The sequence below is a fragment of the Pseudomonas sp. MF6396 genome (assembly GCF_002018915.1).
Lineage (GTDB): Bacteria > Pseudomonadota > Gammaproteobacteria > Pseudomonadales > Pseudomonadaceae > Aquipseudomonas > Aquipseudomonas palmensis.
In genome coordinates this window covers 134,572-151,234 of record NZ_MVOK01000001.1, presented here as the reverse complement: position 1 = coordinate 151,234, position 16,663 = coordinate 134,572, and the positions used below count along the sequence as shown (strand labels likewise).

15 protein-coding genes are annotated in these 16,663 nt (G+C 63.0%); 4 read left to right on the top strand and 11 right to left on the bottom strand.

Going from position 1 to position 16,663, the window contains the following annotated elements:
- Nucleotides 1-14: 14 nt before the first annotated feature.
- The 5 genes from MF6396_RS00775 to rplM form a co-directional block, all read right to left on the bottom strand.
- Nucleotides 15-794 (bottom strand): cytochrome c1, encoded by a 780-nt coding sequence (locus MF6396_RS00775; RefSeq protein ID WP_043862049.1) that lies wholly within the window; start codon nt 792-794, stop codon nt 15-17.
- Nucleotides 794-2,005: a cytochrome b gene (locus MF6396_RS00770; protein WP_043862048.1), complete on the bottom strand. Its 1,212-nt coding sequence runs from the start codon at nt 2,003-2,005 to the stop codon at nt 794-796. The genes MF6396_RS00775 and MF6396_RS00770 overlap by 1 nt, the downstream gene beginning before the upstream one ends.
- A complete protein-coding gene (gene petA, locus MF6396_RS00765) occupies nt 2,005-2,598 on the bottom strand; it encodes a ubiquinol-cytochrome c reductase iron-sulfur subunit (protein WP_043862047.1) in 594 nt (197 codons plus the stop codon). Before petA ends, MF6396_RS00770 begins: the two co-directional genes overlap by 1 nt.
- A 284-nt stretch (nt 2,599-2,882) precedes the next feature.
- Nucleotides 2,883-3,275 (bottom strand): 30S ribosomal protein S9, encoded by a 393-nt coding sequence (rpsI, locus tag MF6396_RS00760; RefSeq protein ID WP_043862046.1) that lies wholly within the window; start codon nt 3,273-3,275, stop codon nt 2,883-2,885.
- Nucleotides 3,276-3,289: 14 nt separating this feature from the next.
- Nucleotides 3,290-3,718 carry a 50S ribosomal protein L13 gene (gene rplM, locus MF6396_RS00755; RefSeq protein ID WP_043862045.1) on the bottom strand — a complete coding sequence of 143 codons (429 nt, stop codon included), beginning with the start codon at nt 3,716-3,718 and terminating at the stop codon, nt 3,290-3,292.
- Nucleotides 3,719-3,965: 247 nt separating this feature from the next.
- On the opposite strand from rplM, the gene MF6396_RS00750 reads away from it, so the two are divergent.
- Both MF6396_RS00750 and MF6396_RS00745 read left to right on the top strand, forming a co-directional pair.
- Nucleotides 3,966-5,006, top strand: coding sequence for an NADP(H)-dependent aldo-keto reductase (locus tag MF6396_RS00750; RefSeq protein WP_043862044.1), 1,041 nt, complete (start codon nt 3,966-3,968; stop codon nt 5,004-5,006).
- Nucleotides 5,007-5,221: 215 nt separating this feature from the next.
- Nucleotides 5,222-6,118, top strand: coding sequence for a GlxA family transcriptional regulator (locus tag MF6396_RS00745; RefSeq protein ID WP_167400212.1), 897 nt, complete (start codon nt 5,222-5,224; stop codon nt 6,116-6,118).
- Nucleotides 6,119-6,205: 87 nt separating this feature from the next.
- Here MF6396_RS00745 and zapE read toward each other — a convergent pair whose 3' ends face one another.
- The 3 genes from zapE to MF6396_RS00730 all read right to left on the bottom strand — a co-directional run bounded on the left by zapE (nt 6,206) and on the right by MF6396_RS00730 (nt 9,391).
- Nucleotides 6,206-7,300 (bottom strand): cell division protein ZapE, encoded by a 1,095-nt coding sequence (gene zapE / locus MF6396_RS00740; protein WP_078479517.1) that lies wholly within the window; start codon nt 7,298-7,300, stop codon nt 6,206-6,208.
- An 81-nt stretch (nt 7,301-7,381) separates the two neighbouring features.
- On the bottom strand, nt 7,382-8,731 hold the full coding sequence (locus MF6396_RS00735) for a tryptophan--tRNA ligase (protein WP_043862042.1): 1,350 nt from the start codon (nt 8,729-8,731) through the stop codon (nt 7,382-7,384).
- Between the two features lie 24 nt (nt 8,732-8,755).
- A complete protein-coding gene (locus tag MF6396_RS00730) occupies nt 8,756-9,391 on the bottom strand; it encodes an alpha/beta hydrolase (protein WP_054914842.1) in 636 nt (211 codons plus the stop codon).
- Between the two features lie 137 nt (nt 9,392-9,528).
- Here MF6396_RS00730 and MF6396_RS00725 point away from each other — a divergent pair, with 137 nt between their 5' ends.
- Nucleotides 9,529-9,960: a YhcB family protein gene (locus MF6396_RS00725; RefSeq protein WP_043862040.1), complete on the top strand. Its 432-nt coding sequence runs from the start codon at nt 9,529-9,531 to the stop codon at nt 9,958-9,960.
- A 129-nt stretch (nt 9,961-10,089) separates the two neighbouring features.
- Here the strand turns inward: MF6396_RS00725 and mdeB are convergent, their stop codons facing one another.
- Together mdeB and MF6396_RS00715 are read right to left on the bottom strand one after the other, a co-directional pair.
- The gene (mdeB, locus tag MF6396_RS00720; protein ID WP_078479516.1) at nt 10,090-12,771 is read right to left on the bottom strand and encodes an alpha-ketoglutarate dehydrogenase; all 2,682 of its coding nucleotides are present in this window, start codon (nt 12,769-12,771) and stop codon (nt 10,090-10,092) included.
- 25 nt (nt 12,772-12,796) lie between these two features.
- Nucleotides 12,797-13,993: a methionine gamma-lyase gene (locus tag MF6396_RS00715; RefSeq protein WP_078479515.1), complete on the bottom strand. Its 1,197-nt coding sequence runs from the start codon at nt 13,991-13,993 to the stop codon at nt 12,797-12,799.
- A 127-nt stretch (nt 13,994-14,120) separates the two neighbouring features.
- Between MF6396_RS00715 and MF6396_RS00710 the strand changes: the two genes are divergently transcribed.
- Entirely contained in the window at nt 14,121-14,600 is a 480-nt protein-coding gene (locus tag MF6396_RS00710) for an Lrp/AsnC family transcriptional regulator (protein ID WP_043861021.1), read from the top strand.
- Between the two features lie 155 nt (nt 14,601-14,755).
- Here the strand turns inward: MF6396_RS00710 and cysN are convergent, their stop codons facing one another.
- Complete coding sequence (cysN, locus tag MF6396_RS00705; protein ID WP_078479514.1) at nt 14,756-16,657, bottom strand: sulfate adenylyltransferase subunit CysN; 1,902 nt, start codon at nt 16,655-16,657, stop codon at nt 14,756-14,758.
- Nucleotides 16,658-16,663: the final 6 nt, after the last annotated feature.

Genomic DNA, 16,663 nt, shown 5'->3' with positions numbered 1-16,663 from the left:
ATTTTACCCTGTGATCAGTGCACGTCCTTCCAGTATTCGCGCTTGAGCAGGTAGGCGAACACGAAGAAGAAGGCCAGGTACAGCAGCACGTAGGTGCCGATGCGCTGGCTCTGCAGCTTGACCGGGTTGGCCGAGTAGGCCAGGAAGGTCACCAGGTTCTTGACCTTCTCGTCGAACTGCTCGTCGGTCAGGGTACCGGATTTCGGCACGATGGTCAGCTGATCGCACGCTTCGTGGGTCAGCGGGGCACCGGTGAGCGGGTCAAACTGCTTCTTGCCCTCGACCACGGTCTGGATCTGCTTGCAACCGACCACCTGACGCCCCTGCAGGCCCACCAGCACGTTTGGCATGCCAACGTTGGGGAAGACCTTGTTGTTCACACCCCAAGGGCGTGACGGGTCCTCGTAGAAGGCCCGCAGGTAGCTGTACAGCCAATCGGTGCCGCGTACCCGCGCCACCAGGGTCAGGTCGGGCGGCGCCGCACCGAACCAGGCCTTGGCGTCGGCCGGCTGCATGCCGATGTTCATGTGGTCGCCGATCTTGGCGCCGGTGAACACCAGCTTCTCGAGCATCAGCTCGTGCGGGATGCCCAGGTCATCGGCGACACGCTCGTAACGCTGGAACTTGGCGCTGTGGCAACCCATGCAATAGTTGGCAAAGGTCCGTGCGCCGTCCTGCATGGCGGCCTTGTCGGTCAGGTCGATGTCGACCTTGTCCAGTTCCACGCCGTGTTCGGCGGCGAAGGTCAGCGAAGGCATCACTGCCAGGAGCAATACTGCAAATAGCTTTTTCATCAGCCAGTCACCCTTTCCGGAACCGGTTTGGTCTTCTCGAGCCTGGTGTAGAACGGCATCAGAATGAAGTAGGCGAAATACAGGAAGGTACATACCTGCGACAGCAAGGTGCGACCCGGGGTTGGCGCCAGCACGCCGAGCACGCCCAGGATCACGAAGGAGATGCAGAACACCCACAGCCAGGCCTTGCTCATCCAGCCCTTGTAGCGCATCGACTTGACCGGGCTACGGTCCAGCCATGGCAGCACGAACAGCACCGCGATCGCAGCACCCATGGCGATCACGCCCAGCAGCTTGTCGGGTACCGCACGCAGGATCGCGTAGAACGGCGTGAAGTACCACACAGGGGCGATGTGCTCCGGGGTCTTGAACGCGTTGGCCTGTTCGAAGTTGGGTTTCTCCAGGAAGTAGCCGCCCATTTCCGGGAAGAAGAACACGATCATGCAGAAGACGAACAGGAACACCACCACGCCGACGATATCCTTGACGGTGTAGTACGGGTGGAACGGGATGCCGTCCAGCGGAATGCCGTTCTCGTCCTTTTTCTTCTTGATGTCCACGCCATCCGGGTTGTTCGAACCCACTTCGTGCAGCGCCAGGATGTGCAGCACCACCAGGCCGAGAATCACGATCGGCAGGGCCACCACGTGCAGGGCGAAGAAGCGGTTCAGGGTAATGCCGGAGATCAGGTAGTCGCCACGGATCCACTGGGTCAGGTCGCCGCCGATGACCGGGATGGCGCCGAACAGCGAGATGATCACCTGGGCACCCCAGTACGACATCTGGCCCCAGGGCAGCAGGTAGCCCATGAAGGCCTCTGCCATCAGCGCCAGGTAGATCAGCATGCCGAACAGCCATACCAGCTCGCGTGGCTTCTGGTACGAGCCGTAGAGCAGGCCACGGAACATGTGCAGGTAGACCACGATGAAGAACGCCGACGCACCCGTGGAGTGCAGGTAGCGCAGGATCCAGCCGTATTCGACGTCACGCATGATGTATTCGACCGAGGCGAACGCCTCTTCGGCCGAAGGGGTGAAGCTCATGGTCAGCCACACGCCGGTCACGATCTGGTTGACCAGGACCAGCAGGGCCAGGGAGCCGAAGAAATAGAAGAAGTTGAAGTTCTTCGGTGCGTAGTACTTGCTCAGGTGATCTTCCCACATCTTGGTGGCGGGGAAGCGGGCGTCAACCCAGTCCATGAACTTACTCATCACGCGTTCTCCTGATCGACGCCGACGACGATGATGTCATCCGACTCGTACGAGTGCGGTGGCACTGGCAGATTGAGCGGCGCTGGCTGGGACTTGTAGACGCGGCCGGCGAGGTCGTAGTGGGAGCCGTGGCATGGGCAGAAATAGCCACCCACCCACTTGGGACCCAGGTCGACAGGCGCCACTTCGGGACGGAAGGTCGGCGAGCAGCCCAGGTGGGTGCACAGGCCGACGAGCACGAGGATTTCCGGCTTGATCGAGCGGTTCGACGGGTCGACGTAGGCCGGCTGCTCCGACGCCTTGGACTCGGGGTCGGAGAGCTCACCGGTGATCTTCTTCAGGTTGCCCAGGATCTCCTCGGTGCGGCGGACGATGAACACGGGCTGGCCGCGCCATTCAGCAATCATCTGCTGGCCGGGCTCCACCTTGGCGATGTTGACCTTGACCGGTGCACCGGCAGCTTTCGCCTTGGCACTGGGAAACCATGACCCTACGAACGGGACCGCAGCCCCCACCGCTCCTGCAGCACCCACCACGGACGTGGCTGCTACCAGGAAGCGACGCCGGCCTGCATTGACGCCGTCATTGCTCATTCAGTCCTCTCCCATCAGCTTTGTGGCCTGTTGCAACAGGCATCTACTAAGTAAATTTCGAACTGCTAAAAATAAATTTCGAACTGCTAAAAATTTGCCGCATGGTAATGAAAAGACCCATCGAAGACAAGGTTATTACCCGGCATAAAGGCTGTATCCCTTATAGCACTTGACCTGCGTCTATGCGGCAAGTTGTCACACAGGGTCGGCAGCCCCTTTTATTCAAGACATAAAAAAAGCCCGGTTCCACCAGGAACCGGGCTTTTTTTGAACGCCGAAGCGAATTAACGCTTGGAGTACTGAGGACGCTTACGTGCTTTACGCAGACCCACTTTCTTACGCTCGACTTCACGAGCGTCACGGGTAACGAAGCCAGCTTTGCGCAGAGCGCCACGCAGGGTTTCGTCGTAGTCCATCAGTGCACGGGTGATACCGTGACGGATAGCGCCCGCTTGACCGCTGACACCACCACCGATGACGGTGACGTAGATGTCGAACTTCTCGGTGGTTTCGGTGAGTTCCAGCGGCTGGCGAACTACCATGCGCGCGGTTTCACGACCGAAGAAGGTCTCGAGGGAGCGGTTGTTGATGGAGATGCTGCCAGTACCCGGACGCAGGAAAACGCGTGCGGTTGCAGTCTTGCGACGGCCAGTGCCGTAATTTTGAGTCGCCGACATAATGAACTATTCCGTTAAATCTTCAGTTCTTGGGGCTGCTGAGCAGTATGAGGGTGTACAGCGCCCGCATAGACTTTCAGCTTACGGTACATGTCGCGACCCAGCGGGTTTTTAGGCAGCATGCCCTTTACCGCGGTCTCGATCACGCGCTCAGGCGCTTTGGCGATCAACTTCTCGAAGTTGATTTCCTTGATGCCGCCCGGGAAACCGGAGTGGGAGTAGTACATTTTGTCCGAAGTCTTGGCACCAGTAACACGTACCTGCTCGGCATTGATCACGACGATGTAGTCGCCGGTGTCAACGTGAGGGGTGTATTCTGGCTTGTGCTTGCCACGCAGACGGCTCGCGATCTCAGTGGCCAGACGACCCAGGGTCTTGCCAGCAGCGTCAACGACGAACCAGTCGCGTTTTACTGTTTCCGGTTTAGCAGTAAAAGTTTTCATTCTTTATAGCCTCAGGGGCCGTCCCGCAATTTTAAGACGGCAGATCTTACTGAATAGTGCGTACTTTGACAAGGTCAAAGGCAGCCGGATACGGACGCTATCGGGGGCTCGGGTCAGCACGTCCAATACTCGGCAAGATTCTTCGGCGGCGGGGCATCACTTCCACTGCTGAGAGAGGTGCAGAATTATCCAGATTGCAGAAAAAATATCAACCTGCTTTTATGCTTCTTTTGCCGTGGAGATCGTCATGGAGTATCGCCAGCTGGGTCGCACCGACCTCAACGTGAGTGCATTGTGCCTGGGCAGCATGACCTGGGGCGAGCAGAACGACCAGGCCGAGGGCTTCGCCCAGATCGAACGGGCCAAGGCGGCCGGGATCAATTTCATCGATACCGCGGAGATGTACCCGGTGCCACCGCGCCCGGAAACCTACTCGGCCACCGAGCAGATCATCGGCAACTGGTTCAGCCAGCGCGGCGATCGCGCCGACTGGATCCTGGCCAGCAAGGTGGCCGGCCCCGGCAACGGCATCAGCCACATTCGCGACGGCCAGCTCAAGCACAACCGCCAGCACATCGTGGCGGCCCTGGACGCCAGCCTCAAGCGCCTGCAGACCGACTGGATCGACCTGTACCAGCTGCACTGGCCCGAGCGCAGCACCAACTTCTTCGGCAAGCTGGGCTACCAGCACCTGCCCCAGGACCACTTCACGCCGCTGGAAGAAACCCTCGAAGTGCTCGACGAACAGGTCAAGGCAGGCAAGATCCGCCACATCGGCCTGTCCAACGAAACCCCGTGGGGCACCATGAAGTTCCTGCAACTGGCCGAAAGCCGCGGCTGGCCCCGTGCGGTCTCGATCCAGAACCCGTACAACCTGCTCAACCGCAGCTTCGAAGTGGGCCTGGCGGAAATCGCTATCCGCGAGCAGTGCGGCCTGCTGGCCTACTCACCGCTGGCCTTCGGCATGCTGTCGGGCAAGTACGAGAACGGCGCGCGCCCGGAAAACGGCCGCCTGACCCTGTTCAACCGCTTCTCGCGCTATTCCAACCCGCAGACCGTCGCCGCGTGCAGCCGTTATGTGGCCCTGGCCCGCGAGCACGGCCTGGACCCGGCACAGATGGCCCTGGCCTTCGTGACCCAGCAGCCGTTCGTGACCAGCAACATCATCGGCGCCACCTCGCTGGCGCAACTGGACAGCAACCTGGCAAGCGCCAGCCTGAAGCTCGGTGACGAGCTGCTGGCCGCCATCGATGCGATCCACCAGGATCAGCCCAACCCCGCCCCGTAAAGCGCTGCAACGGTTCCCGCAGCCCGCTGCGGGAACCGAGGGTAGACACAATCGCCAAAAAATAAGACGATCCAGCCGGTGATTGACCACTCTACCCTATAAGAATAACGACAATGATGTTTACCCAACCTACCGCATCGCTGCGGCGCGTCAGCATCCTGGCCATCGACAAGGTATTCGCATCGACCCTGATGCAGGCCAAGGATTTCTTCCACCTGGCCAGCCTGCGCTATGGCAAGCAACTGGGCCTGGGCCTGCAACCGATGTTCGAAACCCGCCTCGTGAGCCCCGACGGGCTGCCCGTGCAGAGCTTCAGCGGCGTGCAGCTACCGGTGGACAGCGGCCTCGAGCAGGCCGACGTGATCATCCTGCCGGCGTTCTGGGACGACTTCGATGCCCTGTGCCAGCGCTACCCCCAGGTACTGCCCTGGCTGCGCGAGCAGCATGCCCGTGGCGCTGTGCTGTGCGGCGAGGCCAGCGGCGTGTTCTGGCTGGCCGAGGCCGGCCTGCTCGATGGCAAGGAGGCCACCACCTACTGGCGCTTCTTCGGCCAGTTCGCCGAACGCTTCCCGAAGGTGTCGCTGAACCAGGACAAGCACCTCACCGATGCCGACAACCTCTATTGCGCCGGCGGCGCCACCTCGGCCTGCGACCTGTACATCTACCTGATCGAGCGCTTCTGCGGGGCCAACGTGGCCCAGGCCGTGGCCCGCGACATCCTCTACGAGGTGCAACGCAACTACACCCCGGGGCGCATGGGCTTTGGCGGACAGAAGCTGCACCAGGACCTGATCATCCTGCAGATCCAGCAGTGGCTGGAGGAACACTTCGCCGACAAGTTCCGTTTCGAGGACGTGGCACGCAACCATGGCATGAGCATCCGCAACTTCATGCGCAGGTTCCAGAGTGCGACGGGGGACAAGCCGCTGCATTATCTGCAACGGCTGCGGATCGAGACGGCGAAGGGCTTGCTGTCGGGGACGCGCAAGAGCATCAAGACCATCAGCTACGAGGTGGGCTATGACGACGCCAGCTTTTTTGCGCGATTGTTCAGGCAGCACACGGAGCTGTCGCCTAACCAGTATCGGCAGCAATTCATGCAGGAGGCCTGAGGGCCTATCGCGGGTCACGCCCGCCCCCACAGGTTCGCTGCAAACCTCTGTGGGAGCGGGCGTGAGCCGCGAAAGCAGTGACGCGATTTAAGGCTTGTGTGCCCGCGACAGGAACTCGTGGGACTGCATCTCCAGCAAGCGGCTCAGGGTACGCTGGAACTCGAAGCTCAGGCGCCCGCCGGTGTACAGGTCCTTGAGCTCCACTTCAGCCGAGATGATCAGCTTGACGTTGCGGTCGTAGAACTCGTCGACCATGTTGATGAAGCGACGCGCCAGATCGTCGGTGGCCACGCCCATCTGCTCCACGCCACTGAGCAGCACCGCATGGAAGATCTTGCCCAGTTCGATGTAGTCGTTCTGGCTGCGCGGGCCGTCGCACAGTTCGCGGAAGTCGAACCAGGCCACGTCGTCGCAGGTACGCAGCGCACGGATCTCGCGGTTCTCGATCATCAGCACGTCGTTTTCCACCGCCTGGGTGCATTCCGGCGTCAATGCGCGAAAGCTCTTGTGCAGGCTTTCGTGGGCCGCTTCATTCAGCGGGAAGTGGAACAGCTCGGCCTGCTCCAGGTGACGCAGGCGATAGTCCACGCCGCTGTCGACGTTGACGATGTCGGTGTTCTGCTTGATCAGGGCAATTGCCGGCAGGAAGCGCGCACGCTGCAGGCCGTCCTTGTACAGGCCGTCCGGCACGATGTTGGAGGTGGCCACCAGGGTCACGCCGTTCTTGAACAGCTCCTCCATCAGGGTGCCAAGGATCATCGCGTCGGTGATATCGGACACGAAGAACTCGTCGAAGCAGATCACCCGCGCCTCGTCGGAGAACCGCTTGGCAATGATGGTCAGCGGGTTCTTCTCGCCCTTGAGGGTCTTCATTTCCTCGTGCACGCGCTTCATGAAGCGGTGGAAGTGCGTACGCACCTTCTGCGGGAAAGGCAGCGCCTCATAGAACGTATCGACCAGGTAGGTCTTGCCGCGCCCTACCCCACCCCAGAAATACAGGCCCTTGACGGGCGCCTGCTCTTTCCTGCCGAACAGCTTGCCGAACACACCCGGCTTGCTGTTGTGCGCCGCGACCAGGTCGTCGTACAGGCGCTGCAAGTGACGCACCGCTGTTTCCTGCGCCGCGTCATGGAAGAATTCGGGACGTTTCAGATCTGCTTGATATCGTTCTAGGGGCGTCATAATTCGTTAGCAAGGCAACAAAAGCGGGCCGTCACTGTAGCGACGGCCCCGGGTAATGGCAATCAGACTTGCGATTGACGGTCAGTCCTGCTGGGGCTGCAAGGCAGCGCGCAGGCTCTCGATGGCGGCATCGCGCGCCGTGGCATCGGCGAACTGCGGGCCGTCGGCCACGCACTCGCCTTCCAGCCACAGGCTGAAGCCCAGGCCTTCGTCACGGACATCCAGCGGCTGGCCCAGTTGCAACTGCTTGCTCACCGCACCGGCCGCCTTGCCATCGGCAAAGCTGCGCGACAGCAGCAACTGCTCGCCGTCGGCTGCCAGCAGGCGGAAGCGGAAGCTGCCGTCCTCTTCACGGAAGCTCACGAAGCGTGCCGCCTTGACCGCCTTCTTCCTGGTTTCACCGCTGACCTGAACCGTGCTGCGGAACGAGCGCAGGCCCACTGCTTCGCGCAGTTGCTCAAGAAACGGCGTGGCGATCCTGCGGGCCTTCTGCGCGCCGGCCAGAAGAATGTCCTCCAGGTCCGCCGGGCGGGAAATCAGCTGGTGGTAATGCTCGCGCGGCGCGCTCAACTGGCCGTCGACCAGCTGGAACAGGCGCTGCTTGGCTTCGCCCCAGCCCAGCCCCTGCAGCAGCTCGCTGCGGAAGGCTTCGGCTTGCTCGGCGGTGGCAAAGGCCTGGAACAGGGTGAACAGGTGCGAGTTGTCCGGGTCCTTGGCCTCGCCCGGCGCGCGCGAGTCGGTGACGATGCGCGAGATCGCGTCCTTCATCTCCTTGGCACTGGTGAACAGCGGGATGGTGTTGTCGTAGCTCTTGGACATCTTGCGACCGTCCAGGCCCGGCAAGGTGGCCACGCTTTCCTCGATCAGCGCCTCGGGCATGGCGAAGAAGTCCTTGCCCTGGCCGAACAGGTGGTTGAAGCGCTGCCCGATATCACGGGCCATTTCCACGTGCTGGATCTGGTCGCGCCCCACCGGCACCTTGTTGGCATTGAACATCAGGATGTCCGCCGCCATCAGCACCGGATAGCTGTACAGGCCCATGCTCACGCCCGCATCCGGGTCTTCGCCGCTTTCCAGGTTCTTGTCCACCGAGGCCTTGTAGGCATGCGCGCGATTGAGCAGGCCCTTGGCCGCCACGCAGGTCAGCAGCCAGGTCAGCTCGGGGATCTCGGGAATGTCGGACTGGCGGTAGAAGGTCACGCGTTCCGGGTCCAGGCCGCCGGCCAGCCAGGTGGCGGCGATTTCCAGACGCGAGCGCTGGATGCGCTGCGGGTCATCGCACTTGATCAGCGCATGGTAGTCGGCCAGGAAGTAGAACGAGTCGACGCCCGGCTGCTGGCTGGCGAGGACCGCCGGGCGGATGGCACCGGCATAGTTGCCAAGGTGCGGCGTGCCCGTGGTGGTGATACCGGTAAGGATACGAGTGGTCATGGGTAATCGCTTATCAGGCTTGTATCAGTTCGAAAGGCGTGGCAGCACCAGATCCTTGAGGTCGGTCAGCTTGCCGTGAAAAAAGTGACCGCATTCTGCCACTTTCAGCAGCTCATGGGGGCGCGCCAGTGCATCGGACCAGGCGTAGACGATCTGCGGATCGATCACCTCGTCGGTTTCGGGCTGGATCACGCTCAAGGCACCTGCCTGCGGCAGGCCGTCGGTACCGCCAAGGCGCATCACTGCCGGGGCTACCATGAACAGGTGCTTGAGCGTGACGCCCTGGGCTTCGAGCCGGCCGCCGAGGCTGGCCGCGACGAAGCCGCCGAAGGAGAAGCCCATCAGCGTCAAAGGTAATTCGGGATGTTTTTCGCGCAGCCAGGCTGCAGCGGCCTGTGCATCGTCGACTTCGCCGCTGCCCATGTCATGGCTGCCAGCGCTCTGGCCTACACCGCGGTAGTTGAAGCGCAGGGTGATGTAGCCGGCATCGCGTGCGGTGCGCTGCAGCATCGACACCACCTTGTTGGTCATGGTGCCGCCCTGCACGGGGTTGGGGTGGCACAGCAGGACGATGCCGCGAGGGTCTGCCACGTCCAGGTACAGGGCTTCCAGCTGGCCAACCGGGCCATCGATGAATACGGGGGTTTCGCGGATAAGCAAGGGTGAACTCCGTGACCTCTGGAGGGGTCGACTCGTCTAGCTGATGATTCTGTCTGAGATATTTGCGATCGCTCGCGGTATACAGCGCAGGTCCGAGCCGTTAACGTAAAGCAAAGCCGTTTATAGAGGAAGGACTCGTGGAACTCTCGCTCTTAGTTTGGTTGTTGCCGACCCTGGCCCTGGTAGTGGGTGTAGTCGTTGGTTTCCTGGTCGCCCGCCTCTTGCCCAATGCCGCCCCGAGCAGCACCCAGCGGCAGCTGGACGATATCCAGGAACGTTTTGACAGTTATCAGAGTGAAGTGGTGACCCATTTCAACAGCACCGCGGCGCTGGTCAAGAAGCTGACCCAGAGCTACCAGGAAGTGCAGGACCACCTGGCCGAAGGCGCCAACCGTCTGGCCCTGGACGAACAGACCCGTCAGCGCCTGCTGGCCGCACTGCACTCCGAAGCGCAGGGCCCGCGTGACCGTCTGACCCCGCCCAAGGACACCGAAGTGCCACGCGACTACGCGCCCAAGGCACCGAACACCCCGGGCATGCTGGATGAGCATTACGGGCTCAAGCGCTGATCGCAGCGGCCCCGTCACTGGCATGGCGCGCTCCTGCTGGAGCCGGCCTTGCCGGCGAATGCCACACCCAACCATCCGATACAAAGAAAAAAGGGGCCGATCACCGGCCCCTTTTTTCATCCCCTCACATCAACGATACCAGGGGCCCGCCGCATCCAGCGCCGGATACCTGGCCCGTGCCTGCGCCATCACATCGACCTCCAGCAGCCCGTCATCCACCAGCGCCTGCAAGCTGGCCAGCACCACACTGAAGCGGTCCACCTCGAAGAACTGGCGCAACCGCTGGCGCGTATCGCTGCGCCCGAAGCCGTCGGTGCCCAGCGTCACGTACGGCGCCGGCACGTACTCGGCAATCAATTGCGGCCAGGCACGTACATAGTCAGTTGCGGCAATCACCGGCGTATCTCCCACCAGGCATTGCGCCAGATGGCTGCTGCCACCCAGCCCCAGACGCTGCCCGCGCTGCACATCCCGTGCATCACGCGCCAGTTCGCTGAAGCTGGTCACACTGAACACCTCGCTGGCGATGCCCCAGTCCGCCGCCAGCAGCTCGCTCGCGGCGATCACCTCGCGCAGGATCGCCCCGGAGCCCAGCAGGCGAACCCGCCCCAGGGCATGCTCCACCGGCTGTTCGGCAAACCGGTACATCCCGCGCAACACTGCCGCATGTGCCTCAGGTGGCAGGGAGGGGTGTGGATAACTTTCATTCATCACCGCCACATAGTGAAACTCGTCGCACTGCTCCACCAGCATGCGCCGCGCCGCGTGTTCCAGAATCACCGCCAGTTCGCCGGCAAAGCACGGCTCCCAGGCGCGGCAGTTGGGCACCATGGCCGCCATCACCAGGCTCGAGCCATCCTGGTGCTGCAAGCCTTCGCCGCCCAGGGTGGTGCGCCCTGCCGTAGCCCCCAGCAGCAGGCCCCGTGCACGCTGGTCGGCCGCCGCCCATATCAGGTCGCCGACCCGCTGGAAGCCGAACATCGAGTAATAGATGTACACCGGCAACATCGGCTCGCCATGCACCGCATAGGAGGTGGCCGCCGCTACCCAGGACGACAGGGCCCCGGCCTCGGTGATGCCCTCCTCCAGCAACTGACCATCGCGCGACTCCCTGTAGGAGAGCAGCGAACTGGCATCTTCGGGTTCGTAGCGCTGCCCATGGGGCGAGTAGATGCCGATCTGCCGGAGCAGGCTGGCCATGCCGAAGGTGCGCGCTTCATCGGCGACGATCGGCACCACCCGCGGCCCCAGCTCCGGGGCCTTGAGCCAGGCACCGAGCATGCGCACCGCAGCCATGGTGGTGGACATCTCCTTGCCCTCGGCGTGCATTGCAAAACCGCCCATCACCTCCAGCGCCGGTACCGGCAGCGTGCGCGCCTGGGGCCGCCGCGACGGCAGGCTGCCGCCCAGGGCATTGCGCCGCTCGCGCAGGTAGCGCATCTCCCGGCTGTTTTCGTCCGGCCGGTAGAACTGCAACTGCTCAACCTGCGCATCGCTCAAGGGCAAGTGGAAGCGGTCACGGAAGGCCAGCAGCGCCTGCACGTCGAGCTTCTTGGCCTGGTGCGCGGTCATGCGCGACTCGCCGGCCGCACTCATGCCGTAGCCCTTCTTGGTCTTGGCCAGGATCACCGTCGGCCGGCCCTTGCACGCCTTGGCGGCGGCAAAGGCGGCATACAGCTTGCGAAAATCATGGCCACCGCGCTTGAGCGCGTTGATCTCGGCCGAGCTCATGTGCTCGACCAGGCGCTGCAAGGCCGGGTGCTGGTTGAAGAAGTGTTCCAGGTTGTAGGCGCCGTCATTGGCCCCCAAGGTCTGGAACTGGCCGTCGGGGGTTGCCGCCAGCTGGCGCAGCAGCACGTGCTCGCTGTCGCGGGCAAACAGCGCATCCCATTCCGAGCCCCACAACACCTTGATCACGTTCCAGCCGGCGCCGCTGAACAGCGACTCCAGCTCCTGGATGATCTGGCCATTGCCACGCACCGGACCATCCAGGCGCTGCAGGTTGCAGTTGACGATGAAGGTCAGGTTGTCGAGTTGCTCACGGGCCGCCAGCGTCAGCCCGGCGATGGATTCGGGCTCGTCCATCTCGCCATCGCCGAACACGCCCCACACATGGCGCTGCGCGGTATCAGCCAGGCCGCGGTGCTGCAGGTAGCGCATGAAGCGCGCCTGGTACACGGCGTTGAGCGGGCCGATGCCCATCGACCCGGTGGGAAACTGCCAGAAGTCGGGCATCAGCCACGGATGCGGGTAGGAGCACAGGCCATCGCCTGCGATCTCCTGCCGATAGCTGGCCAGCTGAGCCTCGCTCAGGCGCCCTTCAAGAAAGGCCCGGGCATAGATGCCGGGCGCCGAGTGTGGCTGGAAGAACACCAGGTCTGCCGTGCGCTGCTCGCCGCCCTCCTCGCCGCGAAAAAAATGCTGAAACCCCACCTCGAAGATCTCTGCGGCCGAAGCGTAACTGGCGATGTGCCCGCCCAGGTCACCGTAGGCATGGTTGGCACGCACCACCATCGCCAGGGCATTCCAGCGCAGGATGCTGGTGATTCGCTCGTCCAGTTCCAGGTCGCCCGGGTAGGCGCCCTGATGTTCGAGCGACAGGGTGTTGCGGTACGCCGAGTACGGCTGGGCACCACGCTCCAGGCCCAGTTCGCGGGCATGCGCCTCCAATTGTTCGAGCAGAAACCGCGCGCGGGCCGGGCCGCAGTGCGCCAGGGTCGACTCCAGCGCCTCCAGCCACTCTGCGGTTTCGCCAGGGTCGCTGTCACCGGGCACGCCGTCGCCAGGCACAAGGTTCATCATTGCCACCATTGCATTGACCTCATCCGTGACGGGTTCAGGCACTCGCCTTGAGTGCCTGTTGCACATCGGCCAGCAGGTCGTCGATGTCTTCCAGCCCCACCGACAACCGCACCAGCCCCTCGGAGATGCCGTAATGCGCACGCTCCTCTGGGGTATAGCTGGAATGAGTCATGCTTGCCGGGTGCTGCGCCAGCGACTCGGCATCGCCCAGGCTCACCGCGCGGCTGAACAGTTGCAGGGCGTTCATGAACCGCCGCCCGGCACCGACGCCGCCCTTGAGTTCGAAGGCGATCATGCCGCCCGGCTGGCTCATCTGCTGGCGGGCCAGGGTGTACTGCGGGAAGCTCGCCAGGCCCGGGTAATGGATCAGCTCCACCTGCGGCTGCCCGGCGAGGAACTCGGCCAGCACCTGAGCGTTGGCGCAGTGGCGGTCCATGCGCAGGTTGAGGGTCTTGATGCCGCGCATCAGCAGTGCGGCGTCATGGGGCGAGAGCACCGCACCGGTCATGTCCTTGAGGCCCTGCAGGCGTATACGGTCCACCAGTGCCTGGCTGCCCACCACAATGCCAGCAGTGATGTCGCCATGGCCGCTCAGGTACTTGGTGGCCGAATGCACCACCAGGTCGGCGCCCAGCTCCAGTGGCCGTTGCAGGTACGGCGTGCAATAGGTGTTGTCGACCACCACGGTCGCGCCGTGCTTGCGTGCAATCTTCGCCACGCCGGCGATATCGGCCATGTGCATGTTGGGGTTGGCCGGCGACTCGAAATAGATCACCCGGGTGGCCGGCGTCATGGCCGCCTCCAATGCCTGCAGGTCGGCCATGTCCACATGGCGCAGCTTGACCCCGAACTCGCCGATGCCGTGGTGCAGGAAGGCAAAGGTGCAGCCGTACAGGGTGTTGCCCAGCAGCACCTCGTCACCGGGGCGCAGCAGTGTCCATAGCGTGGACGTGATCGCCCCCATGCCCGAGGCCAGCGCCAGCCCGGCCTCGCCGCCTTCCAGCGAGGCCATGCGTGCTTCCAGCAGGTTGAGGGTGGGGTTGGAGATGCGGCTGTAGAAATGCCCGGCCTGCTCGCCGGCAAAGCACGCAGCGCCGTATTCCACGGTGGGGAAGGTGAACGTCGCGGTCTGGTAGACCGGTGGCACCAGTGCGCCGCCGTGGTCCTGGGGGTCGTAGCCATGGTGAATGGCGCGGGTGGCAAATCCTGGGAGCTTGTTGGAGCCGTGCATGGCAACCGCCTCTTGTGGTTTGTTATAAGCTTATTCCACAGACCGGCTTAAATTTTTCCAAATACGCCTACGAAAAGCGCCGCTCACTGACATAAAAACAACAAGAACAGGCTATGGAGGGCAAGACATGCCTAGCGCCATCGACCGTACCGACCGCGCACTGCTGGCCGCGCTGCAAGACAACGCCCGACTGACCGTGGCCGAGCTCGCCGACAGCGTCGCCCTGACCACCTCGCCGTGCTGGCGGCGGGTCAAGCTGCTGGAGGAGTCGGGCTACATCACCGGCTATCAGGCCATCCTGTCACCCAAGGCCCTGGGCTTCGGAGTGACCGCCTTCGTCAGCATCATGATGGATTCGCACAGCAAGGAGATGGCCCGGGCATTCGAGCAGCGGCTGATGGATATCCCCGAAATCGTGGCGTGTCACAACATCTCCGGGCGCTATGACTTCCTGCTGGAGATTCTGGCACGGGATCTGGAGTCGTTCGGCGAGTTCACCCGCGAGGTACTGCAGCGGCTGCCGGGGGTGAAGGAGATCTATTCGAGCTTCTCGTTCAAGGCGGTGAAGGAGAAGCGGGTGATTCCGGTGGCACAGAAGCATATTTGAAGCGGCGTGTCCGCTGGGCACTTCCCCGGCAAGGCCTGCTCCTGCATGGCCTTGCGCTCACCGTAGGAGCCGGCCTTGCCGGCGAAGCGGCCAGCCGCCACAAAAAAGCCCGCGATGGCCTTCACCATCGCGGGCTTTTCATTCAGCAGCAGCGCTTAGATCGCGCCACGCTTGCGCAGCAGTTCCAGTACCTGCTTGACGCCCTCTTCCACGCCAACGCTCTGGGTGTCGATCACCAGGTCCGCATCCTGCGGCACGTCATACGGGAAGCTCTCGCCCGGGATGTTGTCGCCACCGGCCGCGTACAGCCCCTGCGGATCACGCTCACGGCACACCAACGGCGAAGCCTGGACGTAAACGGTCAGCAAGCGCTCCTTGCCGATCAGCGCCTTGGACTGTTCACGGCCTTCGGCATCCGGTGCCACGAACGCGGCCAGGGTCAGCAAGCCCGCTTCGTTGAACTGACGCGCCACATGCGCAGCACGACGCCAGTTCTCGGTACGCCCGGCACGGTCCTGCGGCAGGCCTTTGTTCAGGTCATGGCGCAGGTTCTGCCCGTCGAGCACGTACACCGCACGGCCCATGTCGAACAGCTTGCGCTCAACGGCATACGCCAGGGTGCTCTTGCCCGCGCCCGACAGGCCGCTGAACAGCACGGTGGCCGGCTGCTGGCCGAAGCGCAAGGCACGCTCCTCGGTGGTCACGTGGGCCTGCCTGCCATGCTGGCCGGTGCTGCCGTGAGGCAGTACCGGTGGCGCGATGATCATGCCCGCGCCCACGGTGCCGTTGGTCAGGCGGTCGATGATGATGAACGCGCCGGTGGTGCGGTTGCTGTCGTAGCCGTCCAGCGCGATCGGAGCATCCAGGCTCACCTTGACCTTGCCGATCTCGTTGAGCTGCAACGCACTCGCAGCGCCCTGTTCCAGGGTGTTCACATCGACCTTGTGGGCGATGCTGGCAATCGAGCCCGGCACGTAGCTGGTGGCGCGCTTGATGTCGTATTTCTTGCCCGGCAGCATCGGCTCTTCGGCCATCCACACCAGCATGGCGTCGAACTGGTCGGTCACCGGCGGGACGTTGTCGGCGTGCACCAGCAGGTCGCCACGGGAGATGTCGATCTCGTCTTCCATGGTCAGGGTCACGGCCTGGCCCGGGCCGGCCTGCTCCAGCTCACCTTCGTAGGTGACGATGGACTTCACGCGGCTGCTCTTGCCCGACGGCAGCACCACGATCTCGTCGCCCTTGTGTACCACGCCGCTGGCCAGGGTGCCGGCAAAGCCACGGAAGTTCAGGTTGGGACGGTTGACGTACTGCACCGGAAAACGCAGGTCGGTGAAGTTGCGGTCGGCCGCCACTTCCACGGTTTCGAGGATTTCCATCAGCGCAGGGCCGGTGTACCACGGCGAACGCTCGCTGCGGTTGACCACGTTGTCGCCCTTGAGCGCCGACATCGGCACGAAGTGCAGGCTGCTGGGGGTCATGTTGATGGCTTCGGCAAACTTCAGGTAGTCGGCCTTGATGCCTTCGAACACGTCCTGGTCGAAGCCCTTGAGGTCCATCTTGTTCACGGCCACGACGATGTGCTTGATGCCCAGCAGCGAAGCGATGTAGCTGTGCCGGCGGGTCTGGGTCTGCACGCCGTAGCGCGCGTCCACCAGGATGATCGCCAGGTCGCAGGTGGACGCACCGGTGGCCATGTTGCGGGTGTACTGCTCGTGGCCCGGGGTGTCGGCGATGATGAACTTGCGCTTGGCCGTGGAGAAATAGCGGTAGGCCACATCGATGGTGATGCCCTGCTCGCGCTCGGCCTGCAGGCCGTCGACCAGCAATGCCAGGTCGATGTCGTCACCGGTGGTGCCGACTTTCTTCGAATCGCGGGTAATGGCTTCCAGATGGTCTTCGTAGATCATCTTGGAATCGTGCAGCAGGCGCCCGATCAGGGTGCTCTTGCCGTCGTCGACGTTACCGCAGGTCAAGAAGCGCAGCAGTTCCTTGCGTTCGTGCTGGGCCAGGTAGGCGAGGATGTCCTCGCTGATCAATTCGGATTGGTGCGACATGGTCTG